The sequence below is a fragment of the Shuttleworthella satelles DSM 14600 genome (assembly GCF_000160115.1).
Lineage (GTDB): Bacteria > Bacillota > Clostridia > Lachnospirales > Lachnospiraceae > Shuttleworthia > Shuttleworthia satelles.
Genome location: NZ_GG665866.1, coordinates 1,450,390 through 1,476,704, shown reverse-complemented (window position 1 = coordinate 1,476,704; position 26,315 = coordinate 1,450,390). Strand labels below are relative to the sequence as shown.

General features: G+C 47.7%; 26 protein-coding genes and 2 tRNA genes. 21 read left to right on the top strand and 7 right to left on the bottom strand.

What is annotated here, in order from left to right; translation table 11 throughout:
• Window positions 1-10 precede the first annotated feature (10 nt).
• The 5 genes from rnpA (at window position 11) to mnmE (ending at window position 4,605) form a co-directional block, all read left to right on the top strand.
• On the top strand, window positions 11-361 hold the full coding sequence (rnpA, locus tag GCWU000342_RS06725; RefSeq protein WP_044958596.1) for a ribonuclease P protein component: 351 nt from the start codon (window positions 11-13) through the stop codon (window positions 359-361).
• The gene (gene yidD / locus GCWU000342_RS06720) at window positions 358-633 is read left to right on the top strand and encodes a membrane protein insertion efficiency factor YidD (protein WP_006906604.1); all 276 of its coding nucleotides are present in this window, start codon (window positions 358-360) and stop codon (window positions 631-633) included. The genes rnpA and yidD overlap by 4 nt, the downstream gene beginning before the upstream one ends.
• A gap of 166 nt (window positions 634-799) precedes the next feature.
• Window positions 800-2,086 (top strand): YidC/Oxa1 family membrane protein insertase, encoded by a 1,287-nt coding sequence (locus GCWU000342_RS06715; protein WP_006906603.1) that lies wholly within the window; start codon window positions 800-802, stop codon window positions 2,084-2,086.
• Window positions 2,087-2,098: 12 nt separating this feature from the next.
• Window positions 2,099-2,971, top strand: a complete 873-nt coding sequence (gene jag, locus GCWU000342_RS06710) for an RNA-binding cell elongation regulator Jag/EloR (protein WP_006906602.1) — start codon at window positions 2,099-2,101, stop codon at window positions 2,969-2,971.
• Window positions 2,972-3,156: 185 nt separating this feature from the next.
• The gene (gene mnmE, locus GCWU000342_RS06705; protein ID WP_006906600.1) at window positions 3,157-4,605 is read left to right on the top strand and encodes a tRNA uridine-5-carboxymethylaminomethyl(34) synthesis GTPase MnmE; all 1,449 of its coding nucleotides are present in this window, start codon (window positions 3,157-3,159) and stop codon (window positions 4,603-4,605) included.
• A gap of 54 nt (window positions 4,606-4,659) precedes the next feature.
• On the opposite strand, the gene GCWU000342_RS06700 is transcribed toward mnmE, so the two are convergent.
• Both GCWU000342_RS06700 and GCWU000342_RS06695 read right to left on the bottom strand, forming a co-directional pair.
• Window positions 4,660-5,418 carry a hypothetical protein gene (locus tag GCWU000342_RS06700; protein WP_006906599.1) on the bottom strand — a complete coding sequence of 253 codons (759 nt, stop codon included), beginning with the start codon at window positions 5,416-5,418 and terminating at the stop codon, window positions 4,660-4,662.
• Window positions 5,402-6,361: a MarR family transcriptional regulator gene (locus tag GCWU000342_RS06695; protein WP_006906598.1), complete on the bottom strand. Its 960-nt coding sequence runs from the start codon at window positions 6,359-6,361 to the stop codon at window positions 5,402-5,404. The genes GCWU000342_RS06700 and GCWU000342_RS06695 overlap by 17 nt, the downstream gene beginning before the upstream one ends.
• Before the next feature lie 765 nt (window positions 6,362-7,126).
• Between GCWU000342_RS06695 and mnmG the strand changes: the two genes are divergently transcribed.
• The 8 genes from mnmG to GCWU000342_RS06645 all read left to right on the top strand — a co-directional run bounded on the left by mnmG (window position 7,127) and on the right by GCWU000342_RS06645 (window position 14,631).
• Window positions 7,127-9,019, top strand: a complete 1,893-nt coding sequence (mnmG, locus tag GCWU000342_RS06685; protein WP_045000424.1) for a tRNA uridine-5-carboxymethylaminomethyl(34) synthesis enzyme MnmG — start codon at window positions 7,127-7,129, stop codon at window positions 9,017-9,019.
• A 131-nt stretch (window positions 9,020-9,150) separates the two neighbouring features.
• Window positions 9,151-9,876, top strand: coding sequence for a 16S rRNA (guanine(527)-N(7))-methyltransferase RsmG (gene rsmG / locus GCWU000342_RS06680; RefSeq protein WP_006906594.1), 726 nt, complete (start codon window positions 9,151-9,153; stop codon window positions 9,874-9,876).
• Window positions 9,877-10,675: 799 nt separating this feature from the next.
• Window positions 10,676-11,446 (top strand): ParA family protein, encoded by a 771-nt coding sequence (locus GCWU000342_RS06675; RefSeq protein ID WP_006906593.1) that lies wholly within the window; start codon window positions 10,676-10,678, stop codon window positions 11,444-11,446.
• Window positions 11,447-12,466 carry a ParB/RepB/Spo0J family partition protein gene (locus tag GCWU000342_RS06670; protein ID WP_006906592.1) on the top strand — a complete coding sequence of 340 codons (1,020 nt, stop codon included), beginning with the start codon at window positions 11,447-11,449 and terminating at the stop codon, window positions 12,464-12,466.
• Window positions 12,467-12,572: 106 nt separating this feature from the next.
• Window positions 12,573-13,073: a DUF4446 family protein gene (locus tag GCWU000342_RS06665; RefSeq protein ID WP_242649980.1), complete on the top strand. Its 501-nt coding sequence runs from the start codon at window positions 12,573-12,575 to the stop codon at window positions 13,071-13,073.
• Complete coding sequence (locus GCWU000342_RS06660; protein ID WP_006906590.1) at window positions 13,070-13,450, top strand: hypothetical protein; 381 nt, start codon at window positions 13,070-13,072, stop codon at window positions 13,448-13,450. The genes GCWU000342_RS06665 and GCWU000342_RS06660 overlap by 4 nt, the downstream gene beginning before the upstream one ends.
• 151 nt (window positions 13,451-13,601) lie before the next feature.
• Window positions 13,602-13,678: transfer RNA gene (locus GCWU000342_RS06655), tRNA-Arg, on the top strand.
• A gap of 512 nt (window positions 13,679-14,190) precedes the next feature.
• On the top strand, window positions 14,191-14,631 hold the full coding sequence (locus GCWU000342_RS06645; protein ID WP_006906588.1) for a DUF3841 domain-containing protein: 441 nt from the start codon (window positions 14,191-14,193) through the stop codon (window positions 14,629-14,631).
• Window positions 14,632-14,692: 61 nt separating this feature from the next.
• On the opposite strand, the gene GCWU000342_RS06640 is transcribed toward GCWU000342_RS06645, so the two are convergent.
• From GCWU000342_RS06640 to GCWU000342_RS06625, 4 genes are read right to left on the bottom strand one after another with little or no spacing between them, the layout of a single operon-like run.
• The gene (locus GCWU000342_RS06640) at window positions 14,693-16,138 is read right to left on the bottom strand and encodes an ABC transporter ATP-binding protein (protein WP_006906587.1); all 1,446 of its coding nucleotides are present in this window, start codon (window positions 16,136-16,138) and stop codon (window positions 14,693-14,695) included.
• On the bottom strand, window positions 16,123-16,821 hold the full coding sequence (locus GCWU000342_RS06635; RefSeq protein WP_006906586.1) for an energy-coupling factor transporter transmembrane component T family protein: 699 nt from the start codon (window positions 16,819-16,821) through the stop codon (window positions 16,123-16,125). Before GCWU000342_RS06635 ends, GCWU000342_RS06640 begins: the two co-directional genes overlap by 16 nt.
• A complete protein-coding gene (locus GCWU000342_RS06630; protein WP_006906585.1) occupies window positions 16,818-17,417 on the bottom strand; it encodes an MptD family putative ECF transporter S component in 600 nt (199 codons plus the stop codon). Before GCWU000342_RS06630 ends, GCWU000342_RS06635 begins: the two co-directional genes overlap by 4 nt.
• A complete protein-coding gene (locus tag GCWU000342_RS06625; RefSeq protein WP_156784490.1) occupies window positions 17,414-18,010 on the bottom strand; it encodes a TetR/AcrR family transcriptional regulator in 597 nt (198 codons plus the stop codon). Before GCWU000342_RS06625 ends, GCWU000342_RS06630 begins: the two co-directional genes overlap by 4 nt.
• Before the next feature lie 331 nt (window positions 18,011-18,341).
• On the opposite strand from GCWU000342_RS06625, the gene GCWU000342_RS10915 reads away from it, so the two are divergent.
• The 6 genes from GCWU000342_RS10915 (at window position 18,342) to trmB (ending at window position 22,634) form a co-directional block, all read left to right on the top strand.
• Window positions 18,342-18,524 (top strand): hypothetical protein, encoded by a 183-nt coding sequence (locus tag GCWU000342_RS10915; protein WP_006906581.1) that lies wholly within the window; start codon window positions 18,342-18,344, stop codon window positions 18,522-18,524.
• A gap of 72 nt (window positions 18,525-18,596) precedes the next feature.
• On the top strand, window positions 18,597-19,316 hold the full coding sequence (locus tag GCWU000342_RS10505) for a DUF6577 family protein (protein WP_006906580.1): 720 nt from the start codon (window positions 18,597-18,599) through the stop codon (window positions 19,314-19,316).
• Between the two features lie 15 nt (window positions 19,317-19,331).
• Window positions 19,332-20,330, top strand: a complete 999-nt coding sequence (locus tag GCWU000342_RS10500) for a nucleotidyl transferase AbiEii/AbiGii toxin family protein (protein WP_156784489.1) — start codon at window positions 19,332-19,334, stop codon at window positions 20,328-20,330.
• 306 nt (window positions 20,331-20,636) lie between these two features.
• Window positions 20,637-21,398 carry a formate/nitrite transporter family protein gene (locus GCWU000342_RS06605; RefSeq protein WP_006906577.1) on the top strand — a complete coding sequence of 254 codons (762 nt, stop codon included), beginning with the start codon at window positions 20,637-20,639 and terminating at the stop codon, window positions 21,396-21,398.
• Window positions 21,399-21,510: 112 nt separating this feature from the next.
• Complete coding sequence (locus GCWU000342_RS06600) at window positions 21,511-21,873, top strand: VOC family protein (protein WP_006906575.1); 363 nt, start codon at window positions 21,511-21,513, stop codon at window positions 21,871-21,873.
• A 95-nt stretch (window positions 21,874-21,968) separates the two neighbouring features.
• Window positions 21,969-22,634 (top strand): tRNA (guanosine(46)-N7)-methyltransferase TrmB, encoded by a 666-nt coding sequence (trmB, locus tag GCWU000342_RS06595; protein WP_006906573.1) that lies wholly within the window; start codon window positions 21,969-21,971, stop codon window positions 22,632-22,634.
• A 55-nt stretch (window positions 22,635-22,689) separates the two neighbouring features.
• On the opposite strand, the gene GCWU000342_RS06590 is transcribed toward trmB, so the two are convergent.
• Window positions 22,690-22,762, bottom strand: a tRNA-Lys gene (locus tag GCWU000342_RS06590).
• 233 nt (window positions 22,763-22,995) lie between these two features.
• Between GCWU000342_RS06590 and GCWU000342_RS09970 the strand changes: the two genes are divergently transcribed.
• Together GCWU000342_RS09970 and GCWU000342_RS06575 are read left to right on the top strand one after the other, a co-directional pair.
• Complete coding sequence (locus GCWU000342_RS09970; protein ID WP_006906571.1) at window positions 22,996-24,522, top strand: D-alanyl-D-alanine carboxypeptidase family protein; 1,527 nt, start codon at window positions 22,996-22,998, stop codon at window positions 24,520-24,522.
• Window positions 24,519-26,201, top strand: a complete 1,683-nt coding sequence (locus GCWU000342_RS06575; RefSeq protein ID WP_006906570.1) for an aminotransferase class I/II-fold pyridoxal phosphate-dependent enzyme — start codon at window positions 24,519-24,521, stop codon at window positions 26,199-26,201. Before GCWU000342_RS09970 ends, GCWU000342_RS06575 begins: the two co-directional genes overlap by 4 nt.
• Window positions 26,202-26,315: the final 114 nt, after the last annotated feature.

Genomic DNA, 26,315 nt, shown 5'->3' with positions numbered 1-26,315 from the left:
GGGAGCTTTTATGATTTTTAGCGAATCGCTGAAGAAGAACGCTGATTTTCAGAAGGTCTATAAAGAGCACAATTCCAGGGCGAACCGTCTCCTTGTTTTGTATGTGAGGGCCAATGACCTGGGGCGAAATCGCCTGGGAATCTCTGTTTCCAGAAAGGTCGGAAACAGTGTGGTTCGACATCATTTGACGAGATTGATCAGAGAAGCCTATCGACTGCATGAAGCTTCCTTTCAGATCGGCTGGGACATGGTAGTTGTCGCGCGTAAGCAGGCCGGGGATGCTGACTTTCATCAGATGGAATCCGCGTTCTTACATATCGCGCGCCTTCAGAAGCTGATTACGGAGGCAGATCAGGTATGAGAGAACTTCTGCTTCGATTGATTCGAATTTATCAGAAGTACATATCACCGATGAAGAGAAGCCGCTGTCCATATAGTCCGACTTGTTCTGCTTATGGCTATGAGGCAATTTCACGGCACGGGGCCCTGGTCGGGGGGCTCCTGGCAGCCTATCGTGTTTTGCGATGCAATCCCTTCTCTCACGGAGGAATTGATCCGGTACCACGGGACAGGGAAGAGATCAGACGGCGTTATAAGCTGATTTCCTTTCCGAAGAAGAATAATAAAGGATAATAAAGACTTTCGGCAGGCGTATCGCTCATTTTTCATATTTGATATGAGAAAATAAGTTTGATATGAGAAAATAAGCCTGGAGTTGAATCATAAAGCAACGCACATGCTGAGTGCGATATGAGAAAACATCGGATCATACAGGATGAAACATTGAATTGGAGGGTTTATGGCTTCAATGTATTTGACCGCCTATCAGGGCCAGATTCTTGGACCAATTGCCAGGGTTCTGGGATGGATCATGAACGGGGTCTATATCGGTTTGAGCAATGTCTTTGGAATCAAGGACATCTGGGTGACGATTGTTGTTTTCACAATCATCATATATATGGCGCTTCTGCCTCTGACCGTGCGTCAGCAAAAGTTCTCCATCCTACAGCAGAAAATCGCGCCTGAGACCAAGGCGATTCAGAAGAAATACAAGGGCAAAAGAGATCAGGCCAGCATGATGGCCCAGCAGGAGGAGCAGCAGGCTCTCTATGATAAATACGGGATCAGTCCTATGGGCTCCTGCCTGCAGATGATTATTCAGCTCCCCATCCTCTTTGGTCTCTACCGCGTCATCTACAATATTCCGGCCTACATTGACAATGTCAAGGGCGTATTCTCCGGTCTGGCAGGTCAGATCATGAGCGTAGACGGGTATGCGGATGTCATGCAGACCATTTATAAGAACGCAAAGATCAATACGGTACAGGTCAACTTTCAGACGACAGATCCGACAGCGATGAGTAATTATATCATCGATGTTCTCTACAAGCTGGGCGATTCCGGCTGGTCCGCTCTGCACACTTCCTTCCCGACTCTGACTTCCGCCATTGATTCCACACACAGTGCGATGATGGGGGTCAACTACTTTTTTAATCTGAATATCTCAGAGACTTCCTGGAATCTGATCAAGCAGGGATTCTTCGCCGATCAGAAGGACTGGGGACTGGTGATTGTAGCCCTTCTGATTCCGATCGCCTCTTATTTCTTCCAGTTTCTCTCGATGAAATTGATGCCTACTGCCGCGGGAGCCGGCAGCGATCAGATGGAACAGCAGATGAAGATGATGAATACCATGATGCCGCTGGTATCACTGGTTTTCGGATTTACTCTTCCGGTCGGCTTTGTCCTCTACTGGATCATCGGTTCCGTTGTCCGTGTCATTCAGCAGTACTTCCTCAATAAGCACTTTGAGAAGATGGATCTGCAGCAGATCATTGAAAAGAATAAGGAGAAGGCCGAGGCCAAGGCAGCCAAGCGCGGGGCCCGCAGGGATCAGATCAGAAATGCGGCTACGACCAACGCGAGAAGAAGCCTCTCTTCCAAGGCAGGCATTTCCTCCGAGAAGCAAAACGCTTTAAATCAGGCGGCTGAGAATCGGGCCAGGGCCGGTAAAAATTCCCTGGCGGCCAAGGCCAATCGAGTTCAGAAGTTTAATAATAATCAGAAGGATAAAGAGTCCGAATAATGGAGGCGCCATATGGAGTATATGACATTTACCGGCAAAACCATTAGTGATGCGCTGACTGCGGCATCTGTTAAATTGGGTGTGACCAGTGAAAAGATTTCTTACACCGTTGTTGAAAAAGGGTCCACAGGACTTTTTGGTCTGGGCAGTAAGAATGCTGTCATCCGGGCCAAAATCAACCAGGACCAGGAAGAGGTGACCAGGGAGGTCGCGAAAGAGGCTGAGGCGGAGTTCTCAATTCTCAAGGAAAAGGATCAGCCGGACGCAGAGGAGACGACTTCTTCTCAGGTCGACGAGTATAGCGGGGACCAGGCTGAGAAGGAGAAGGAGGATGAGAAAATTGTGACTCCAGCTTCTGATCGCGGCAGCGCAAAGAAGGCGGACTACAGCAGAAAGACAGCAGATCCGCAAGAGATCCAGGCAATCGCGTCTGCTTTTTTGACAGATCTTTTTGCGGCAATGAAAATGGATGTCAAGGCGGAATATCACTTTGACATCAGCGAGAACACTCTGAATATTAATCTGTCGGGCCCTGAGATGGGTGTGATCATCGGTAAGAGGGGGCAGACGCTGGATTCTCTCCAGTATCTGACCAACCTGGCCGTAAACCGCAAGTCCTCCGTCTACAGCAGGGTGAAGATCGATACGGAGGACTACCGGGCCCGCCGTATGGCAACACTTGAAAACCTGGCCAAAAATGTGGCCTTTCGCGTGAAGCGGTCCGGCAGGGCGGAGGAGCTTGAGGCAATGAATCCCTATGAGAGACGGATCATTCACTCGGCTCTGCAGGGGATTCAAGGGGTGGATACGCACAGCGAGGGAGAGGAACCCTATCGCCATGTGGTTATCAGTCCAAAGGACGGGCACACTGAATCATCTCTGTGAGAATCGTCCTGGTTTAGGAAAATATGTCATCCTCTTTTCATTCATGTCAGCAGAGGATGAATGGAGTGCCAACTCCAGGATTTCAAAAGTTAAGAGAAGGGTATCGGATCCTGGGGCAGGGCGCTTCCATGGAGACCGATGCCTTTTTCATGCTATAATGGTACAAATTTTTCCAAGGAGAGAATATGTTTCAAGGGGATACCATTGCTGCGGTCGCGACAGCGATGTCCAACGCCGGTATTGGCATTATAAGAATTTCCGGTCCGGACGCGATTGCCATTGCGGATTCTGTCTTTCGGGGAAAGAAAGCGCTGGCAGAAATGGAGAGTCACACGATCTCCTATGGGCATATTGTTGAGGACAAGGGGAAAACAGGGGGGATTTCTGAGGGAGAAGGGACGAAGGATACCGGACAGGTCTGCCTTATTGATGAGGTTCTTGTCTCCGTTTTTCGCGCTCCCAGGACCTATACCAGGGAAGATCTGGTGGAAATCAACTGCCATGGGGGGATCCTGATCCTCCAGAAGATTCTGCGGCTCCTCTTCTCTTGCGGCGCCAGGCCTGCGGAGCCTGGGGAATTTACCAAACGGGCATTTCTCAACGGACGCATCGATATGGCACAGGCGGAGTCTGTCATGGACTTAATCCACGCGCAAAGCGAGCTTGCCATTCGCAATTCCATGGAGCAGCTGTCCGGCGCTCTCTCCTGCCGCATCAGGGACATGAGGGAAAAGCTTCTCTATGAGATCGCTTTTATTGAGTCGGCTCTGGATGATCCGGAACACTATGATCTGGATGGGTACAGCGATAAGCTCAGGAATCAGGTAGAGAATTTATCTGCGGCCCTGGAGAGACTTCTGGCTTCCAGCAAGGAGGGATCCTATCTCAGAGATGGGATTTTAACCGCGATTGTCGGAAGACCGAACGCAGGTAAGTCTTCTCTTCTCAATGCGCTTGCCGGCCGGGATCGGGCTATTGTCACAGACATTCCGGGGACGACCAGAGATACGCTGGAGGAGAGAGTCCGCCTGGGCAACCTGGCTTTGCGTCTGATTGACACAGCGGGGATTCGCGAATCGGAGGATCGGATTGAGCAGATCGGTGTAGAGAAGGCCAGAAAATCCATGGAGGAGGCGGATTTAATTATCTTCGTCATGGACGCTTCTCTGCCCCTGGAGAATGAGGACTGCAAAATGCTGAATCAGCTCTCCTCTCACGGTTATCTGGAACACAGCATTATCTTGCTCAATAAGATGGATCTGACTTCGATTCTGTCGGCGGAGCAGATTCAGCAGGTCCTGCCACAGCTGAATCCTGATCGCATCCTGTCTGTCTCGGCCCGCAGAGAGGAGGGGCTGGATCTCCTGGCTTCTGCCATTGAGAGAATGTTTTTCACAGGTCAGGTCCGGGAAAATCAGGAGATCCTCATCACAAATGCCCGCCATACATATGCTCTGCAGGAGGCCAGAAAGGCTTTGGATCTTGTGCTTGAGGGAATTGATCAGGGGATAACGGAAGATTTTCTGACTGTGGACCTGATGAATTGCTATGAACAGCTGGGCCTGATCACGGGGGAGACGCTGGAGGATGACCTGGCGGACGAGATATTCTCTAAATTCTGCATGGGGAAGTAATACGAAAAGGTCGATGAGAATAGCGACTTTGCCAGTGTCTTCAGCAAGCGCTGATTATTTTTCCACATACATAGCTTTGATTTCATCCAGAATTTTTTCTTTTGTTCTTCCTGCCAATCCTAACTGTTTCACATCAATGTTCTCTCCCTTCATCCTGCGGACAAATTCCTGTATATCCGCATAGACGCCGTGCGGTGTCACAATTTGCGCTGTTGGATCAAGCAATTCTGTCAGCCGGAACACATCATTTTTGTGTTTTCGGATATTCTTTTTGTCAATATGATTCCCAGCTGTCTTGCGGTCCGTCAAGTCCATCCAAGCCTTCGCCTTGAACGGGATCAGATAGGCAGAGTCCAAAACAGTAATTCCGTCAACAGTGATTTTTCCCATTTTCAGGAAATTATAGTAGTTATCATCCAAAAGGATGGCTGAAAGACTGGATATATCTTCATCCATTGGCAGCGGAGTCAATACTGCATCCTCCGAAAGCGGAATCGCGTCCAGTTTTCGCGTGAATAGTTCAATCATTGTCGGATATTGGCTGGAGGTTGGGTGGCGAAAGCGATAAAATTCTGGTGTTCCAGAACTTCTATTGCAATGTTCATATCCAGCCTGCTTTACAAAGTCCCAAAACTTTCTTCCAAATTCCGCATCAACTGCCTCTATGATCAAAACCAGATCAATATCTTTTGTTGCTCTGAAATCCAGGCCCTCTTCCGTCATCAGGATATCGCACGCAGTTCCGCCGATTATGACATACTGTTCTTCATTTCCTCTGAACCATTCTTTGAAGATCTCAAGCCCTGTGACCATCTATTTCCCTCCAAAAATTATTTAGTATTTCTTCCACCGCCTCTTCCACACGCTCGTTCGGATTATCCTCCAAAGATAATGCCAGCGAAAGGACATCAACTGTTTTGTTATTTGACAATTTCTTCGGATCATATCTCCACAGTTCTACTGCAACCTGGGTTTTCGAATCTTGAAGAGTGTTCGCTGCGTTTTTCTGCCATTTAGAAATTGTATCTGAAGCAAAGTACGGGACATTTGGCATATTTAACATGGAGTATTCCGCCAGTGCCGAATACCCGCTCTTCAAAAGTTCTGCGCCAACCAATTCATTTGGGACGTAAACGGTTCGTTTTACAGGATTCAACAGGTATCCTTTTGATTTTTGAAACAGCAATTTCGGAGTCTCGTTAGAGAACAAAATCTTCTGAATCCCTGATTTTCTGACGTTTAAAAGCTTCATCTCCACAAGCTGCTTCGACGCTCTGGAGATCGACATCGGTGTCAGGTTCAGATTTTTTGCAGCTTGACTCATAGGCAATTCTTGTCCACCAAGATAAAGAAAATGGAGGAAAAGCAGCTGTGCAGAGGGCAAAATTTTTTCACGAGATTGCTTTTCAGCGTCACAGCGCTCTTGTAAATACAATGCCATAAAGGGTAAATAAATCTGTTTTCCCTCCACAACAAATGGTATTTTTTCTCGAATCAAATATTCCTTCTGGCGAAAAGTAAGTTCATTTAGAATTAACACAATCGGCAGGTTTTCATTGGTTCGTATACGATCAAGATGCTTTTTTAATGTTTCAATCTGCTCTAATTCTGTTTTAGGATAGAGAAGGATTACTTTTTGACCGTCCAAAGATGCCAGTTGTAAGCGATATCTTGTGCTGATAAAATTCGGATAATGCCCCAGATCAGCATTTTTATAAAGGACTTTTATTCCCAGAACCTTATTAATGTAATCCATTCGTCATCTCCATTTTATAACCAATTTTATGTATTATAACTTTTTATATGTTATAATACAACAATCGAGTTAAAATTAGTGTTGTTAATAAAATCAAAACCAATACCGTTCATATGGTTAAATCTAATGTTGTTAAAAGCGTATTTTTGAGAAAGCAGGATTTTCAGGTTAAGCGCAACACTCCCTGGGAAAACAAAATGCAACAGCTGGTGCCTGATTTCGCTGTTCTTATCCTTTTCGGAAATCAACGAAGTTTTTCTGGAAAATTGACCGATCAAAATCCGGTACACAATATAAGATGCTGTGCCCCTCCGATGTCCTGTTGTAGTAGAATATAAGTGGTCCGTAGGGAGTTCCCCTTGTGAATGAAGTATTGTCACTTACATTCTATCAAAGAGGTATCTTGTGGGCTTTTTATATTAATGTTCAACCTGATTTTACAATTGGACTTTGGATTAAATCCGGTTTCAGAGGGTATATTTTACAGGTCTTTTCCGTGTAGATAAGAAGTTGTTCGAATCCAAGTCGAATGAATATATCCCCTTGGTTTGTCCTGTGGATATAAGAATTGATTCGGATTTGGTTTTGATGAAGGCATCCCTTGGTTTGTCCTGTGGATATAATAACTGATTCAGATTCGGTTTGAATAGCTGTATTCATGGTTTTTCTCTGAGGATACGAGGAATACATGAAAAAATAAACGAGAAAATCAGTAGAGAAATGCGCGAAACAAGCGAGAAAGAAATAAGCGAGAAGGAAATTCGCATGAGTCACGTTTCAGAAAATTATGATGTCATAGTGGTTGGGGCCGGTCATGCCGGCTGTGAGGCCGCTTTAGCCTGTGCCAGACTGGGATTGGAGACCATCATTTTCACAGTCAGTATGGACTCTGTGGCTATGATGCCCTGTAATCCCCATATTGGAGGGTCATCCAAGGGACATCTGGTTCGTGAAATTGATGCCCTGGGAGGTCAGATGGGGATCAATATTGACAAGACCTTCCTTCAGTCCAAAATGCTCAATGCTTCCAAGGGACCTGCCGTTCACTCCCTGCGTTGTCAGGCAGACAAATACCGTTACTCTGTTGAGATGAGGAAGACCCTGCAGGCCACAGACCATTTAACCCTGCGACAGGCTGAGGTCACTGAGATTCTGACAGAAAATGGACGCGCGGCAGGCTGCAGAACTTTTTCCGGCGCAAGCTACCGGTCCAAGGCGGTAATTCTGGCAACCGGGACCTATCTTAAGGCTCGCTGTCTCTATGGAGATGTTATTGAGTATACCGGTCCCGGTGGGCTCCGATCCGCCAATCATCTGACGGCTTCTCTGGAGAAGCTCGGCATTAGGCTGCGGCGCTTCAAGACAGGAACACCGGCCCGTATTGAGCGGTCCTCCATTGATTTCAGCCGGATGCAGCCCCAGTATGGAGACAGTCCGGTGGAGCCCTTCTCTTTCACGACCGATCCGGCAAGCGTGCAGAAGGAACAGGTCACCTGCTATCTGACATATACCAATGAAAAGGGACACCGGATCCTGCGGGAGAACATTGACAGGTCTCCCATCTATTCCGGTCTGATCGAAGGTATCGGCCCCCGTTACTGTCCCTCCATTGAAGACAAGGTAGTCAAGTTTCCGGATAAATCGCGCCATCAGCTCTTTGTAGAGCCCGAGGGGTTGGATACCAGTGAAATGTACATTTCCGGGGCCTCTTCCTCCATGCCGGAGGATGTGCAGTACGACTTTTATCACACGATCCCGGGGCTGGAACACGCGAAGATTACAAGAAATGCCTATGCCATTGAATACGACTGCATCGATGCCAATCAGCTGGATGCCTCTCTGGAATGTAAGGAAGTCCCGGGTCTGTTTGCGGGCGGGCAGTTCAACGGTTCCTCCGGTTATGAGGAGGCGGCCGCTCAGGGATTGATTGCTGGAATCAACGCGGCGATGAAGATTCAGGGAAAAGAAGCGCTGATCCTGGATCGGTCTTCTTCCTATATCGGTGTTTTGATTGATGATCTGGTGACTAAGGAATCCTTCGAACCCTATCGGATGATGACGTCTCGCGCGGAGTATCGTCTTTTGCTCCGTCAGGACAATGCAGACCTTCGCCTGACGCCGCTCGGCTATCAGGTCGGATTGATCTCAGAGGACCGCTATCAAAGGGTACGGGCCAAGAAGCTGGCGATTGACAGGGAGAGGGAGCGGATCAAGGGAATCCGCCTGGGAGGAAGCCGACAGAACAATGACCTTCTTCGATCGTGGGACTCCTCTCCTATCCCGGAGGATGGATCTGCTTCCCTGGAGGAGTTGATTCGCAGACCGGAGCTCTCCTATCAGAAGCTGGCAGATCTGGACCCGGACCGTCCTCCGCTTGCGGAGGATGTCTGCCAACAGATCAATATTGGAGTTAAGTATCAGGGCTATATTGACCGACAGATCAAACAGGTAAAGCGTTTTAAGAAATTAGAGGAGAAGTTGATTCCGGGCGAACTCGATTATGAGAAAGTCGATAACCTTCGAATCGAGGCCAGGCAGAAGTTATCCAGAATCCGACCTAAAAATATCGGCCAGGCTTCCCGGATATCCGGGGTCTCGCCGGCAGATATTTCTGTATTAATGGTCTATATCAAGCAGGGGAAATATCGAGAGAGCTGATATCACTTGGCTGGAGGATAGACCCGATCGGATATAGATTTAAAAACGGCATGAGAATAAAAGTTTGAATTGCTAGATTAATCCAAATCTAAGTCGGCAGAAGTCATGTCATTATGTAAAGCGGGGAATATATGGAATACGATATCAGTAAATTTACGGAAGGGCTGAATTGCCTGGGTTATCAGCTGAGTGAGCATCAATATCAGTCCTTTCTGACCTACTATGACATGCTGATTGAGTGGAACAAGCGGATGAATCTGACAACAATCACAGAGTACCAGGAGGTTGTCAGTAAGCATTTTCTGGATTCCCTTTCAATATCAAACATATGTTCTGGCCTAGAAGGAAAACTTCTCGATTTGGGAACCGGCGCCGGATTTCCGGGGATCCCGCTTAAGATTGTATACCCTGATCTGAAGATAACTCTGATGGATTCGCTGAACAAGAGAATTCGTTTTCTACAGGAGGTCATAGATCGATTAGAATTCAAGAATATTGAAGCAATTCATGGGCGCGCCGAAGAAATGAGCAGGCAAAAGAAATATCGGGAATCCTATGATCATGTCGTCTCTCGCGCCGTCGCGAATATTTCTACTCTCTCTGAGTATTGCCTTCCTTTTGTGAGGGAGGGGGGTGATTTCATCGCCTATAAGTCCGGACAAATTGAGGAGGAACTCAATGAGGGAAAGTTTGGAATTCGCTTGCTGGGAGGAAAAATCGAGCGGGTAGAACAGTTTACCCTTCCCAACTCTGATTTTTCCAGATCTCTGGTTATGATTCGCAAAACGAAAAAAACGCCAAAAACATATCCGAGAAAAGCCGGGACACCATCGAAAAACCCACTCAAGGAGAAATAGAGAAAGTATAAACAATGGAATCAATATTCCTTAGATGTTTCACGTGAAACATATGCCCGAGGCTCGGATTAACACAAGCGCTGGCGGCGTGCCTGTTAGCCCAACTACCGGTGATATCTAAGGCCGTTGCTTGCTGAAAATTTACAGAAGCATCATGCGGAAATAGGGATTGACACTGTGGATCTAAGGGCGAAGTGTGAATCCATACAGAGGAAGGGTATAGGGACGAAAGCATAACATCCGTATAGAAGCATAATATAGGGATGAAAGTATAAGATCCGTACAGAAGCATGATATGGGGATGAAAGTATAAGATCCGTACAGAAGCATAATATAGGGATGAAAGTATAAGATCCATACAGAAGAATGATATATGGATGGAGAGTATGATGCCCATGCAGAAGTATGATATTGGATAGACGCATAAACGCTTATCCAAGAAGTATGATATTAGCATAGAAGAATGACAGGACATGGTGCTTGATATAGTAAATCAAATTGATTAGGAAGAGCGATGTTGATAGTAGATAATTAGTGCATGCTAATCAAAAGGATATTGTGACAACGATAAAAGGATGTGCTCTCATTCTGGGACACAGATAGATTTGCGAGATTTCTTTCGAATAAGGAGACTTTAACACGATGTTTCACGTGAAACATCGTGTTAAAGTTCAATTTTGAGAGGCCGACTATATTTAGTAGATGGCGATTATTATATTGTACTTTCGTAGGAAAGAACTTCGCTGTAGAATAGACATATGTTTCACGTGAAACATACAGAGAAAGACGAGGGGATTGTATGGGCAGAATTATTGCGATTGCCAACCAAAAGGGAGGCGTCGGAAAAACGACAACCGCGATTAATCTGGCGGCTTGCCTGGCGGAAGCAGGGAAGAAAATTCTTCTGATTGATTGCGACCCACAGGGGAATGCGACAAGCGGACTTGGAATTGACAAGGATCATCTGGAGAATTCGATTTATGAAGTACTGCTTGATGAGTGCGGAATTCGACAGGCAATGCAGGCTGTGGATGGAGTGGAAAATCTCACCGTACTTCCTTCAAATGTAAATCTGGCAGGAGCCGAAGTTGAACTGCTCGAAGTCGAGGATAAGGAATACATACTCAGCAATACGGTAGATTACATCAGGGACGATTATGACTATATCTTGATTGATTGTCCGCCTTCCCTCAATATACTGACCGTAAATGCCATGACTACGGCGGACAGCGTACTCGTTCCCATTCAGTGTGAATATTATGCCCTGGAGGGAATCAGTCAGCTGATTCATACGGTTGAATTGGTGCAGGAACGGCTGAACCCGGATCTGACCATCGATGGGGTGGTGTTCACTATGTACGACGCCAGAACAAATCTGTCAGCAGATGTAGTGGCCTCTGTTCGCGAAAATCTCAATACAAAAGTATATAACACGATTATTCCCAGGAATGTTCGCCTGGCGGAGGCGCCGTCACACGGCCTGCCGATTCATCTCTACGACAGTCGTTCATCCGGAGCAGAATCATACCGGAATCTGGCCAGGGAGGTCATTGAGAGGAGGGACATCTAGATGGCTGCAAAAAAAAGTGGTCTTGGAAGAGGCCTGGACTCTTTAATCCCAAATAAGACAGTTGCTGAGGGAAAGCTGACAAGTCGGACAGGCGGTAAGGCGGCAAACAAACCCAGTGCAGTCAAAAAGCGCAGCGGTCGAAAGCAAGAGAGCGACCTTGAGAGTGAGAAGCTGACGAAAACTGCCGCAAACAGAAAGGCTAAAGAGAATCAGGCGGGAGAAGGAGTAGAGCTTGTCAATATTCAAAAGGTGGAGCCGAACCGAGAACAACCGAGGAAACGGTTTAATGAGGATTCATTAGAAGAGCTGGCGGAGTCCATCCGTCAGTTCGGCGTGCTTTCCCCTCTGCTCGTCCAGGAGAGAGACGATTACTATGAAATCATTGCCGGAGAGAGGCGCTGGAGAGCTGCCAAGATTGCCGGCCTGAAGGAAGTTCCGGTTATTATTCGGAATCTTTCAGAACAGGAAATTGTAGAAATCGCGCTCATCGAGAACATTCAGCGTGAAGATCTGAACCCGATTGAGGAAGCAGAGGCATACAAGAGATTGTTGGATGAGTTTCATCTGAAACAAGATCAGGTGGCTGAGCGAGTCTCCAAGAGCAGAACAGCAGTCACCAATTCCATGCGCCTGCTCAAACTGGATCCCAGGGTACAGCAAATGGTCATTGATGAGATGATCTCGACCGGGCATGCAAGAGCGATTCTGGGACTGGGCAATAAGGATCTGCAATTTGATCTGGCACAAAAGGCATTCGATCAGAAGATGTCTGTCCGCGATGTAGAGAGAGAGGTTCGCCGTCTGCAGAAGCCGGTTTCAAGAAAGTCTGAGACGCAGAAAGCGCTGACGGAACAAATGATGGCGGTCTATCAGACGATGGAGGAAAATCTGAAAAGCGCTCTGGGAACTAAGGTACGGATTTGCCCCAGGGATCATCAGAAGGGCAAGCTGGAGATAGAATATTACTCTCAGGATGAACTGCAGAGAATTATGGATTTGATCCAACTCCGGAAGCAGTGACAGGCATCAACAGCAGCTCCATGTTTTTCGAATTTCTGTTTCTATAAGTATTGTCCCCTCGCATGGTATGCAGAGGGGATTTCCAGTGAGAATGCTGAGGTTATATATGTTAGAGTATTTCGTCAATCCCTTTGTTGTGATGGGCCTAATTTTTTTGGCTCTGGTTCTTTTAATTCTGGTTCTGGTCAGTCTGGTTAAGATCCATAAGCTACAGAAGAAGTATGATGTTTTTATGAGGGGAAAGAATGCAAAATCCCTGGAAGAAAGCCTTGTCTTTCGCATGGACCAGGCGGATGAGCTGGTCGAGGCTAATGCCGCCAATGAGCGCAATATCAAGAATCTCTCGGACAAGGCTGCCGTCACATTCCAGAAATACGGCCTGATCAAGTACAATGCCCTGGATCAGATGGGAGGCAAGCTCAGTTTCTCCCTGGCAATGCTGACTAGAGAGGACAACGGGTTTATCATAAATGTGGTGCACAGCCACGAAGGCTGCTATTCCTATATTAAGGAGATCATTGACGGCCGATCCATTACAACTTTGGGGAAAGAGGAGGCAGAGGCGCTTCATAAGGCGCTGGGCAAAGAAGGTGAAAAAAGCGCATGAATAAGTTTTTGAGAGTCATGTTTGTCTTTGCCATAGCTGCAATGTCGGGGGCGGTTGTACTGCAACTGTTTTTTCCTGATGATATGGCAAGTCATTCAGCTTATCGTGTCTCTTACGGATGGCAGAGAGAAATAGCCGTTTGGGATATCGCAGTGATGATTATCCTGATCGCTGTAAATCTTAAATATGACGCTTACTTTTTAAAAACGGTTCTTCTGGCTCTTATTGTCGGTGGAATTGGGATAGGAACAAATCACCTTGTTCACTTTCTTGATCAGAGAAGTTTGGTTAATGGAGTCGGTGCGATTGAAAATTATCTGCTTGTCCTGGGATGGATTGTGGGCTGGAAGCTTCAGTTTCGCAAGAGCAGGAAATGATTCTTGGCCGTGAGCCTTGCTTGAGCGTCCACGATGTTTTGGACGATGTTCCTGTCTTGTTTTGAAAAAGATATTGTCCTATGAAGAGAAAATTGTGGTATAATCGACTAGTTCTTATCTGATGAAGTAAAGATAAGTTCTAATTTCATAAGTCCGCGTAGCTCAGCTGGATAGAGCGACCGCCTCCTAAGCGGTAGGTCGTGTGTTCGAATCACATCGTGGACGCCAGAAAATCATGCGGAAGTCATTGAAGATAATTCATGGACTTCCGCTTTTATTTATAATAATGGAATATTTGCGGAGGCTTTGTTGATGATCCGGAAGTTCGTGCGAATGTTGTGAAATATTTCTCGTCATTCAACGAAACGATCAAGGATTTTCGTGTAGAGAAAGTACCTTCCGAAGCGTCTGACGGAAAAGACGATATTTATGAGAAGCGAGTCGGGCAGAAGTATTCCAAGACGGCTAACGATATATACCGTCGGCTTACTGAAAATGGGGATGAGGAGAAGGCGTTACTTATGGCACAGAGAAAATTTGATCAGTATCTTAAGGATGGATATGGGCTTCCGTCGAAGATGTGTCCCTGTACGACGGTGTATGAACTTGTAGGAGAAATCAGAAACAAAGAAAAATAAGGATGACTAAGTTTGGATAAAAGTTAAAGTGATGGCTTGATCTGGTGGTGAAGGAATATAAAGAGATGGCGAGGAAGGCACTGGAATAATGATGCCGGAGGTATGGCAGTGGTTTTGTGGACAATTCAGCCGGTAGAAGTATATGAACTCATACAGGAGACGGGGGTATATCACTGCAATTTTACAAAGTCCATGCTGAATGATTGTCAGGAGCAATATGACTGGTTGGCACAGGAGATGAAAACACGGATCGGAAATCCGCCGGAAGGCGTTTCCTATCCTGTCTGGGCTTGGTATATGTGGGAGGGAGAGCGTAAGAAACCTGATCTTCGCAGGGAACGATGGGGAAACGGCTGGAAAGGCGAACGGTTTGCCTGTATGGAGATTGATATACCAGAAGCAGAGGTTATTCTGTCGGATTTCGATTCCTGGAGTATCATTTTGCTGCATGGACTGTTGTCAGATTCTGAGGAGGAAGACAATAGGCTTGAAGACGTTCAAAACATCGGAACCGGACTTTTATCAAAAGGCAAGAGAAAATAGCATACGTTTTATGACGGATGCTTCATACGACTATATGCGAGGGAATGACTTCTGGGAAGTCTCAAAATGTATTTTGCTCCAGGAAATCTAATATTATACGTTCATTCCCCGGGACATCTATCTTTTTGTTTCCATTTTTAGAAAGCAGATAGGCAGTGTTGCAGGTCTGAAACATAAGTTCAATATCGTGAGTTATGAGCATGACAGGGGTGCTCTTGATTTTTTCTTTGATAGCGTTTGCGACAAGCGTCATCCTGCGATAATCCAGTCCGGTCGTGGGCTCGTCCAAAATAACAAATTCAGAATCTTTAAGCAGAGCGATAAGAAGAGCCAATCTCTGTTTTTCGCCGCCTGATAAGTCATGGGGGTTCAAGAGCCTTTTATCCCATAGTTCCATTTCAATCAGATATTTTTTGACCTCTGCCAAATACCTTTGATCTCTGCTTTTATCCCTCGGAATTAATTCCTTTTCAACCGTTTCGCAAAAAAACATGTTGCTGCAATTTTGCAGGCTGATTGCCACATGAGATAACCTGCTTCTAGCAGATTGTCCATAGGATGTATTCCCCTTTCGCATTGGAATCAGCCCTGTCAGCTCTTTTGCAAGACTTGTCTTACCGATCCCGTTTTCACCGATTAACGCCATGCATTCCCCCTGGTTTAAGGTGAAATTAACAGGCTCCTTCAAACAGTATTCGTGATTAGAGACAGAAACGTCTTCAATGTGAATCATCGGATCATTATTAGGGGCCTCCATCGTCGCTTTTAAATCCTGTTGATGAAAAGAACGCAGATTATTTTCTCGTTCAACATCAGCTGTCAGCTCTTCAACTGTAAAAATCGCCCGGAGCTTGCCATCCTTCAAAAGGATCAGGCGGTCCAACAGGCGGCTCAAATAGGACAATCTATGTTCTGCGATAATTACAGTTTTACCTTGCTCTTTCAAATGCTTTAAGATTTTTTCGAGGTCATTTGTTGCTTTATAGTCAAGATTTGCCGAGGGCTCATCGAAAAAAATAATCTCACTGTCAAATACAAGGGTTGAAGCAATCGCTACTTTTTGCTTTTGCCCTCCGGAGAGCTCCCTCACATTTTTGTCTTTTAAATCGGTAATATTGAGCTCCTGTAAGGCATCTCGCACCCTTTCGCGCAGCAGCGGGCGCGCCATTCCCATATTCTCGCCAATAAGGGCCACTTCATTTTCCACTTCCCTCGAAAAAAATTGATCGTTGGGATTTTGAAAGACATTGCCGACATATTTCGCGATTTCTCCTTTCTTATAGTCAGAAAGCGACCTATCCAATATCTTTATTGTTCCGCTGACCTCTCCGTCGTACAGGTTTGGAATCAGGCCGTTTAACAATCGCAGTAAGCTGGTTTTCCCACAGCCTGACAGGCCAGTAATAACGATGAATTCTCCTTTTTCTACAGAAAAATGGATATCCTGTAAAATCGTCTTTTCGCCGTATGAAAATTTCTCGATATCAACTTTTATACTTTTTGCCATATCGTAATCCCCAAAAACACAAATCCGACGAAGATAATGCCGTAGTCTATCCAGCCGAAAGAAAGATCTTCATAAGAGGTTTTTTTACAATCATATTCAATTCCCTTTGTAATCAGAGCGCAGGATAGAAGCTCCCCTGTTTCAAAGGCCTTGTAAATCAGGGGAACCAAATAAATTTCCACACTGTGAATGGGTCTTAAAAGATGTAAGCCCATGTTTCTGACCTTTAAGCCCTCCTTTATTTCTGATAAATAGGCTCGGTATTCTGGGATAAAACGGAAAAAAACAGCCACCCCAATGCATAATGAATACGGCAGATGAAGGCGCCTTAAGGAATATATGATTGTCGATGTGCGAAAGCCGGATAGGATAGCCGCTAAAATCCATAGAGGGAATAGCTTAAGAATAATAAGGCCCATGGTATAGATCGATCCGATCCATCCTGAAATCGCGGGTTGGCCTGAAATGAGTAAAATCAGTCCGAAGAGAGCAATATAAAATAAGAACAGGGAGATTGCTTTTTTCCTTTTCAAGAGAATGAGCAATCCAAAACTGAAAATCAGCATCATCCAATATACAGGCATTGTGCTGAAGAACACAATGCCTGTATAAATCATCATGAGAATGCCGATTGAAAGTGGTTTGATGCCTGGGTTTTCTTTGGTGTGATCTGTAAAGCTCAAGACAGAATTCCTTCTTTTTTGATATCCCGGTTAAAAAATTTATTGTAAATATATTTGCCGAGCAGTGTTCCCAAAACAGCCGCAATGATTTCCACAGCCAATATGATTGCCATATTCTTTGCGTTGAAGAAGGTATCCTTTACCATCTGGGCCTTTTCCGCCGTAAATAAATTCGGGAAGGTTTTTGCCAATCCCTCTACGCCTAAGAAGAGAATGAAGAAAAAACCGTGAAGAGCGTAAATCACCTGAGAGATTACATAGGAGAGACTGATCCTGCCATCGCTTGTATAGTTGTTCCTGCTGCCGATGCATAATTCTCCAAAAAGGCCGGCTGCAGCCATAATTGGAAGCATGGGAATGAATCCCATAATGGAATAGATAATCCCCGCTAACAGATAGTAAATAAAAACCGTTCCTCTTCTGGGAATTTTATGGCACATGACAAAATAGACGGGAGCGCATAACAAGCTTCCGATGGAGACATGTACAAAAACGCCATATGTTCCAAAGGCCTGCGTGATCACTCCTGAGATCATACTAATTACAAAACCCACAACTCCAAGTAAGCTGACAATAATAACGTCTTTTAATTTCATTTGTCTTTCCTCCCTTGAGATTCATTTAAATAGAGTAAAATCATACTTTTTACGATAGCTCTGTTCTTTTGAAAGGCTTCTTTTCCCCCTAAAGGTCCAAACGAGGTGTAGCCCATCAACAAGGAGTGCGTGAAGAATATTAAAAACGGATCCTCTAATACATCATTCGGGATGTCGCTGTCTTTAAAGGCCCGATGCAGTATGTCAATATACTTAATGTTGAGTTTTTTGTATATTTCCAACAGCTTTTGATCTCTTGCGATTCCCTCCAGAAGGATGGTGAATAAATCTTTGTACTCGTTGTTGTCAAAAATTTTATCCAGCATATAGACCACAAAGGTCTCTAAAGTATGCTTTCCTCCTGTCTTTAAAAGGCTTCTCTCCTCGCCATAGTCAAGCCCCCGGGACATGATGTCATAAAAAATCTCATATATATTTTTATAATAGTGATAAACCCCTCCGACCGACATGCCTGAGCACAGAATGACATCATCCATTGTTGTATTGAAAAAACCCTTTTTCAAAAAAATTTCTTTTGCCGCGTTTTGAATTTGTTTTTCCCTCGCGTCTTTTGATAGTCTTTTCCCAGACAAATTTTCCTCCTCTTTTATCGAGGATATCCTCGATAACAATATTAGTACAACCTAACATCATTGTCAACAGATAATTTCAGACGACAAGCCGACAGAAAAGCTGCGAAAGCAATACCTCTTTTTATCCCAGCTTCGGTCCATGTCCATGCTACAATGTGGGCGAAAGACTGCGGAGCCAATCGAATTTTTGGAGGACCAGAGATAGCTGCGCTCTTGTACCTTGGAGCCGGGATCGGCACAGGCATTTTGTCTCTGTTTCACAGGAAGGAGCGGGAGAGCACCCTTCCTTTGACAAAGCAGGATCTCCTCAAAAAGCACCTGTGAGATCGTCGTGCTCAAGGGTATTTTCTCCGGACTGGGATCGCTTGTGATTGCCATCATCCAGGGGGAAGCCATACCCGGATTTGCCTGTATCACCGCCGCCTTGAAGATGATAAAAGCCAAAAGGCCGACGACACGTTCTTGGAATATATTTTGGCAAAAAATGAAAAAAGTGCCAGGATATGTTGATTGAGGATGTATTCCACTTTATAATAGATCTCAGCGTAAAATCTGTCGAAGTATTTACTGACAGGAGGTGAGATCAATGCCCTGGTATGACAAGACAACGCAAAATATGGAGCCGAAAGTGAAGTATAGTCGACAGCAACTGGTCTCTATGCTCAGGGAAGCTAAGCCGTCGTTAAATAACGGTTCTTATCAGTGGGCGGTTGGCGGCATGTTGAAATCTGGCGGAATCACCCGAACTGGCTTTGGCGAATATATGGTTAAGGAAGGGGATGTGTTACCGGAATATCAGCCTGTCTATTCGGATCTTTCGAATGAGCTTCTGAATAAAGTGACTGTGAAGTTCCCATATATAAAATTTACGATTTTTGAAACAGTTCTTTTAAATGAGTTCCTAAATCATTTGGTCGCCCAGAATACAATATTTATTCAGCTTGAAAAGGATACAAGTGTCTTTGTGTTTCGGCTTCTGCAGGAAGCCGGATACATGAATGTCATGTATAAGCCTTCGAAGAAAAATTTTAATCTGTATTGGGCTTCAAATTGCATCATTGTAACAGACATTGTATCAGAGGCACCGCGGTCTGCGAATCACCCTCATATCATCACGATGGAAAAAATGCTGGTAGATATATACTGCGATAAGTTGATTCGCAGTACATACAGTGTGGCAGAATATGCGTCTGTTGTGGAACAGGCAATGAAGACCTATAGAGTTGAAAGACCAAAGATACTCCGTTACGCAAGAAGAAGGAACAGGGCTGCGGAGATTAAACAGATTATGGCGGAGCTTGAATGAGAGAGGGAACGGACAATATTTGCATTTGGTCTTCTGGAGGCGATTCGGACAGTTAATCTGCCTTTTGTTTTTAAGGGAGGCACAGCTCTTCTTATTCTTTTAGATGAGCCTCGGAGATTAAGCACAGATATTGATATCATCGTTGAACCTGGCACAGATATAGATAACTATATTGCGAAAGCAGCTAAGATATTTCCTTTCTTGAGTGTGGAGGAGCATGTCCGAAAGGGAAGCAATAACATTGAGAAACGTCATTTTCGTTTTCTGTTTCAATCACCACGGACAGGTAAGGAGATCCATATTCTGCTGGATGTGCTGTTTGAGCATAATCCTTACAAGAGGACGATAGAAAGGCCAATTCGTAACCACTTGCTGTTGAGTGAGGGAAGGGACATGATTGTAACGGTGCCAGACAAAAACGGTATCCTTGGCGATAAGTTGACGGCATTTGCACTACATACGATAGGAATACCTTTTGGGAAAGATAAGGAACTTGAGATCATCAAGCAGATGTTTGATTGTTGGACACTCAGCGGAGAAACGGATGACTTCCAAACGGTCGCCGATGTGTATCGCCATGTCGCGCAGGTCGAAATGGGATACCGCAGATTGAGTAGCTCTGTTGAGGAGGTTTTGCTGGACACGATTGATAGCTGTCTATGTATTATGGGGCGTGGTGGAATTCGATCGGATGATTATCAGGGTTTCATTGACGGCATCAACTCTATACAAGGGCATATTTTCCGGGGAAGGATCAATGGAGAAAATGCAGGGATGATGGCCTGTGAGGTGATGTATCTGGCAGCATGCATTCTGACAGGACAAGAGGAATACACAAGGGTTACTGATCCGGGACAATACAGTCAGGACAGGCTGACAATGAAAGGGGCTAAAAAGATTGGGTATATCCGCAATGTGGATCTATTGGCATATGCTTATCTGGTAAAATCATTCCAGCTGCTTCAGCCAGTGGGATATTTCACGGAGAGTGTAAATACTGACGGAACGAGGTAAAACAAGAGGGGCAATAAGGAGGAACTCACCTGCGATAAATCTAGGTTTTGTGGGTATGCTAAATCTGGTCCGATTTTGGCGACAGAGGACGGATATCCGGGATTCCTGTATAATGAAAAGGGAAGGGAAGTTGTGGCAAACCGGTCCGCCTACGATAAAAAGACACAAGCGCGACTGATCGCTTATTTGGAGGAGAAGACGGTGCCCGTAATCAGGGAAAGATGCACAGGGTGCACATTAGCCTGATGAAAACTAGCCTGAAAAAAATAGTCTGATTGAAATTAGCCTGAGGAAAGAGGAACGCATATGTATAAGGAAGAATTTGCGGCGATGGCCAATGCCGCGACAGTTAAGCTGAGTTTATTAAAGAAGAATCCTCTGGGTTACTTTCTCTTGTCCATGCTGGCAGGCGCTTATATCGGCTTTGGAATCCTGCTCATCTTTACCATCGGAGGTCTTTTAAACGGGAACCCGGCCACGAAGCTTGTGATGGGACTTTCCTTCGGAGTTGCCTTGAGCCTGGTAGTAATAGCGGGCGGAGAGCTCTTTACCGGGAATACCATGGTGATGTCCTCGGGCGTGATGGAAGGTAAGGTCAGTCTGGCGGATACAATCAAGCTCTGGGTCGTATGCTGGCTTGGCAATCTGGCGGGATCGATGCTCTTAGCTCTGCTCTTTTTCGCCAGCGGCCTGCAGACGGAAGCGGTGGCGGCATTTATCGTCAAGGGAGCTTTGGCTAAAATGTCCGCCGGATTCATTCCCCTCTTAAGCCGCGGAATCCTCTGTAATATCCTGGTTTGTCTGGCGGTATGGTGCGGCTTTCGGGTCAAGAGTGACAGCGCCAGGATCCTCATGTGCTTCTGGTGCCTCTTCGCCTTTATCACGACCGGTTTTGAGCACAGTGTGGCCAACATGACCCTGCTGACCTCTGCTCTCTTGAATCCGGCCGGTCAGGCCGTCAGCCTGGGAGGCTGGTGCTACAACCTCCTGGTCGTCACGCTGGGAAATATGATAGGCGGCATCCTCTTTGTCGCTGCCCCCTACTTCATTGGATCAAGGGACAAGTGAAACCTGCTCGAGTTGTGTCCGGAGCTTTCCGATATAGAAAAGAGCAGATTCCTATGGACAGAATTGATTTTATCGTGGAACACAAAATTTGCCTTACCAGGAGGGGCGGAAAATGAAGACAATCGCGCTGTCATTGGTACATGTTGGAATCAATCCGGAGACCGCGGAGGAGATGGACGCCATGCGCGGCTTCATCCGTGATGTACTCGGTATGAAGGAGGGGCAGGAGACCCCGATCTCATGGTTTGGCGCAGGCAACAGAATAGAATTCATGAAGGAGAAGGGGCGGGGGACCAAGGGGCACCTGGGCTTTTATACACCAAATATGGACCAGGCGATCCGGGAGCTAAAGGCACAGGGCTATTCCTTTGACCAGGATTCCGCCCAGTATGATGAAGACGGGTCTCTGCGTCTGATCTACCTGACAGAGGAGATCAACGGTTTTGCCATTCATCTGCTTTCGAGGGAATCCTGACGCTTGCGGTTGGCGCTTTGGCAGCCGGAATCGACAGAGGAAGGTCGGGCCGTAAGAAAGAGGCATAAGCGGCCAAAAGAGATCGAGGGAAAGAGATGAGATTGCGCAGAATCGCGGCGGCGGATGAGGCCGTCGCGCATAGCCAGCTTGTGGTGCATGAGCCGGAGAAACAGAAGGGACATTGGCAGGAGCTCTTTGAGCGCGGACAGGCCATAGAGCTGGAAATCGGCATGGGAAAGGGCCGCTTTATCATAGATATGGCCCGCCTGCACCCGGAGATCAACTATGTCGGGATCGAGCGCTATCCCTCCGTTCTCTATCGGGCCCTGCAGAAGATGGAGGCCCTGGAGCGGGAGGGACAAATGCCCTTGAATCTGCGTTTTCTCTGTATCGACGCCCGGGAGCTGCCGGATATCTTTGCCCCGGGGGAAGTCGAGTGCATTTACCTGAATTTCTCAGATCCCTGGCCCAAGGCCAGACATGCGAATCGGCGTTTGACATCAGAGGGCTTTCTTGTCCGCTATGATCAGATTTTGGCAGAAGAGGGCCGCATTGAATTCAAGACCGATAACCGGGAGCTCTTTGATTATTCTCTGGAGACGGCGGCGGTCTCGCCTGCCTTTCAAATCGAGGAGAAGACCTACGACCTGCACCGGGATGAGAAGATGAGTGCTGGCAATGTGATGACGGAGTATGAGGAGAAGTTTTCCTCTAAAGGGAACCCGATCTGCAAGATGCTTCTGCACAGACGCCGGGACTGAGATAAAAAGAAAGCCCCCATCCCGCAGCCATCTCTGCAAGATAAGGACTTTTCAGTGGGTCATCAGGGGTTCGAACCCTGGACACCCTGATTAAGAGTCAGGTGCTCTGCCAGCTGAGCTAATGACCCATAGCAAACGGATATAAGAATCCATCTGTCTCAGCGACAAAGAATATTATATGGGAGAGATATTTGGAATGCAAGACCAAATATCGGGCAAATTGTGAACAAAGCGTGTTCAGACGAAGAGACGAATGGCAGTTCGAAGGGCAGACCGCTATACTGAAAATGAATTTTGCGGAGGTTCAGGGAGCAATGGATTTCGCAGGGATTCAGGGAGTAACATTGCAGGGATGCGGAGGATGACAGTGAATCTACATCGACTGACGACATACAGCAGGAAAATATTGATTTTGACGGCAGCTCTTCTTTTGGCCGCGGGACAGTTCGCCCTGCCAAAGGGCGTTTATGCGGAGGAAAAGGCGGCATCTGCGGCCTGGCCCCAGGAGCCGGAGGTTCAGTCGGCGTCCGCCGTCCTCATGGATCTGGACAGCGGAGAGATCCTTTATGGCAAGGAGGATCAGACGGCCCGCTATCCGGCCTCGACGACCAAGCTGATGACGGCTCTTCTGGCCCTGGAGCACAGCAAGCTCGACGAGACCGTCACCTTTTCCTCGGACGCGGTTTTCAAGAACGAGACCAACAGCTCCCACATTGCCAGAGATGTGGGGGAACAGATGAGCATGGAGCAGACTCTCTACGGGGTGCTGCTTGCCTCTGCCAATGAGTGCGCCTACGCGATCGCGGAGCATGTGGGCGCTGATATGGGGGGAGACTACAACACGTTTATTCAGGCCATGAACGACCGGGCGAAGGAGCTGGGCTGCGTCAATACGCATTTTGTCAATTCCAGCGGCCTGCACGATGATCAGCACTATACCTGCGCCTATGACCTGGCCCTGATTGCCAGAGAAGCCTATCAGAACGAGACCCTTCGCAAGATGGTCGGGACCAGGCGCTATGAGATCCCGCCAACCAACAAACACGCGGAGCCAACGCCCCTCAACAATACCCATGCCATGCTCTCCGCCAACAAGACAAGCAAGTTCCTCTATGATGGCTGTCAGGGAGGGAAGACAGGCTATACCGATGAGGCCAGGCATTCCCTGGTCACCTATGTGGAGAGGGATGGCCGGAAGCTGGTCTGTGTGAGCATGTGCGCGGAAGGAAATGACAGCTACAAGGACACGATTGCCCTGATGGACTGGGGGCTGGCGAATTTCCACAAGGTCTCTCTTGAGGATGAGACCCTGCAGTCCAAGGTGGATGAGGCGATCAAAGCGTCCGGCAGGCAGGGGCTGTCCTGGCAGGCAAAGGGAACCCTTCTTCTGCCAAAGGATGCCGCTGTCCGGGATCTGGCCGTTAAGCTTGAGCCGAAGAAAAACGGACAGGGTACCGATTCGGCAAATGCGGGCAGCGGACAGGCGGGCGCAGACGCGGGGAACGCTGGGAATCAGAGCAGCGGACAGGCGGGTACAGGCGCGGGAAACGCGGGAAATTCGGACAAGGGGGGAGAGGAGGTTTATCAGCTGACCCTGTCCCTGGGAGGCCGATCCCTGCTAAGTCAGTCCTTAAAGGCTCAAAATACTCCTGACCAGAAGGACAAGGCGTCTGGAGCCTCCGGGATTGGAAGGGCAATCGGGAATTTCTTTGGCGGCCTCTCTGACGGGATCGGCAAGGGCTTTCGAACCGTAATTGCGCCAATCCTTCTGGCAGTGCTTCTGATTCTGGTCCTCCTGGCGCTTGCCCTCCTGATTCTGAACAGGCGCAGAAGGGCAAGGAGAAGGGCGCGTAAAAACCGGGTGCACAGGTATCGGGGGCGCCGATGAGAGCCCTGGATCAGGCCCTGCTTGCCTATGGAAAGAGTCAGGCCTACCCTTTTCATATGCCGGGCCACAAACGCCGTTTCCCCCGGAGCCTTGATCCGAATCTGATGGATATCACAGAGATCGAGGGCTTCGATGATCTTCACGATGCCAGCGGGATGATCGCGGATATTGAGCGAGACCTGGCGGAGCTCTACGGAGTGGAGGAAGCCCGCCTTTTGCTGGGGGGATCCACTCTGGGGAATCTGGTCAGCCTTCTGGCCCATTTGAAGCCGGGCGATAGCCTGCTCATGGCGAGAAATTGTCACAAGAGCATCTACCACGGGGCGATTCTGGGTCGCTTGTCCGTGGAATATGTCTATCCCCGGGCCCTGTCGAATGGCCTTCAGGGGCCGATAGAGGCCGCGTCCGTTCAGGAGGCCTTGCGCGCCGCGGAGGAGGTGGGACGGAAGGTCAAGCTTGTGGCGATCACTTCGCCCAGCTATGAGGGGGTGGTGTCAGACCTGTTCGCTATCGCGCGGGTCGCGCACGCCCACGGAGCCCTGCTTCTGGTGGACGCCGCCCATGGAGCCCATTTCGGTTTCCACCCCTATTTTCCGCCCTCCATGGCGGATCAGGGGGCGGATCTTTTGGTGACCAGTCTCCACAAGACCCTGCCCTTTTATACGATGACGGCGGCCCTGCTCCTGCCGCACGGCTCAGGGGCTGACCGGGAGCGGGTGTCGGATATGATCGACTATTTGGAGACCTCGTCTCCCTCCTATATTCTCATGGGGCAGGCGGCGGCGGCCCTGCGCTTTCTGCGCCGGGAAGGGGAGGCTTATTTTCAGGCAAATGCCCGCGATCTGAAGGACTTTTACAGGGCCTGTGAGAGCTTGCGGGCGCTTGAGATTCTGCGGACGGATGATCCGGGCAAGATCGTCATCTCCTGCGCGCGAACCGATCTCACGGGGCAGGATCTGATGGAATGGCTGCGGAAGGACTATCAGCTGGAATTGGAAATGGCATCCTTCGATTATGTTCTGGCCATGACCTCCCTTATGGATACCAGCGAGGGGCTGCAGCGGCTGCAGAGGGCTCTGCTTGAGATCGATGGAATTTTGAGGGAGACTGGCGCGATGCCGGAGAATTTGCAGGATAAGACATGGGGGGAACAGTCAGGAGGTGACAGAGTCGACAGCGGCGGGAAAGATAACAGCGCCGGGGAAAATGACAGTGCCGACGGAATTGATGGCGCTGGCAAAGATGACAGCGCCGGGAAAAGTGACAGTGCTGGCAGAGTTGACGGCGCCGGCAAAGATGACAGCGCCGGGGAAAATGACAGTGCCGACGGAATTGATGGCGCCGGGAAAAGTGACAGTGTTGACGGAGTTGATGGCGCCGGGAAAAATGACAGTGTTGGCAGAGTTGACGGCGCTATAGACTACGGGATTGTCTATGGCTCGCGCAGGAAGCTTCTGGAGCCCTGGCAGGCCCTGGAGGAGAAGTGGGAGGATCTGGAACTGAAGGCGTGCGCCGGCCGCGTCAGCAGGGACTCCATTCTCCTCTATCCGCCCGGGATCCCACTGGTTCACAGCGGAGAAGAGATCACAGAGTGTGTCATCCTCTATCTCAAGAGAGCGCTGAAGGATGGGCTGAAGGTGCAGGGCCTGAGAGAGGGAAAAGCCCGGGTTCTGAGATGAGAGCTCGGAACTGAAATGAAAAATCCGGGATCCTGAGAGAAAAAAGTTTGGAACTGAGGTGAAAAAGCTTAGGCTTTGAGATGAGAAGAGCTTGGGTTTTGAGAGATGGGAAAC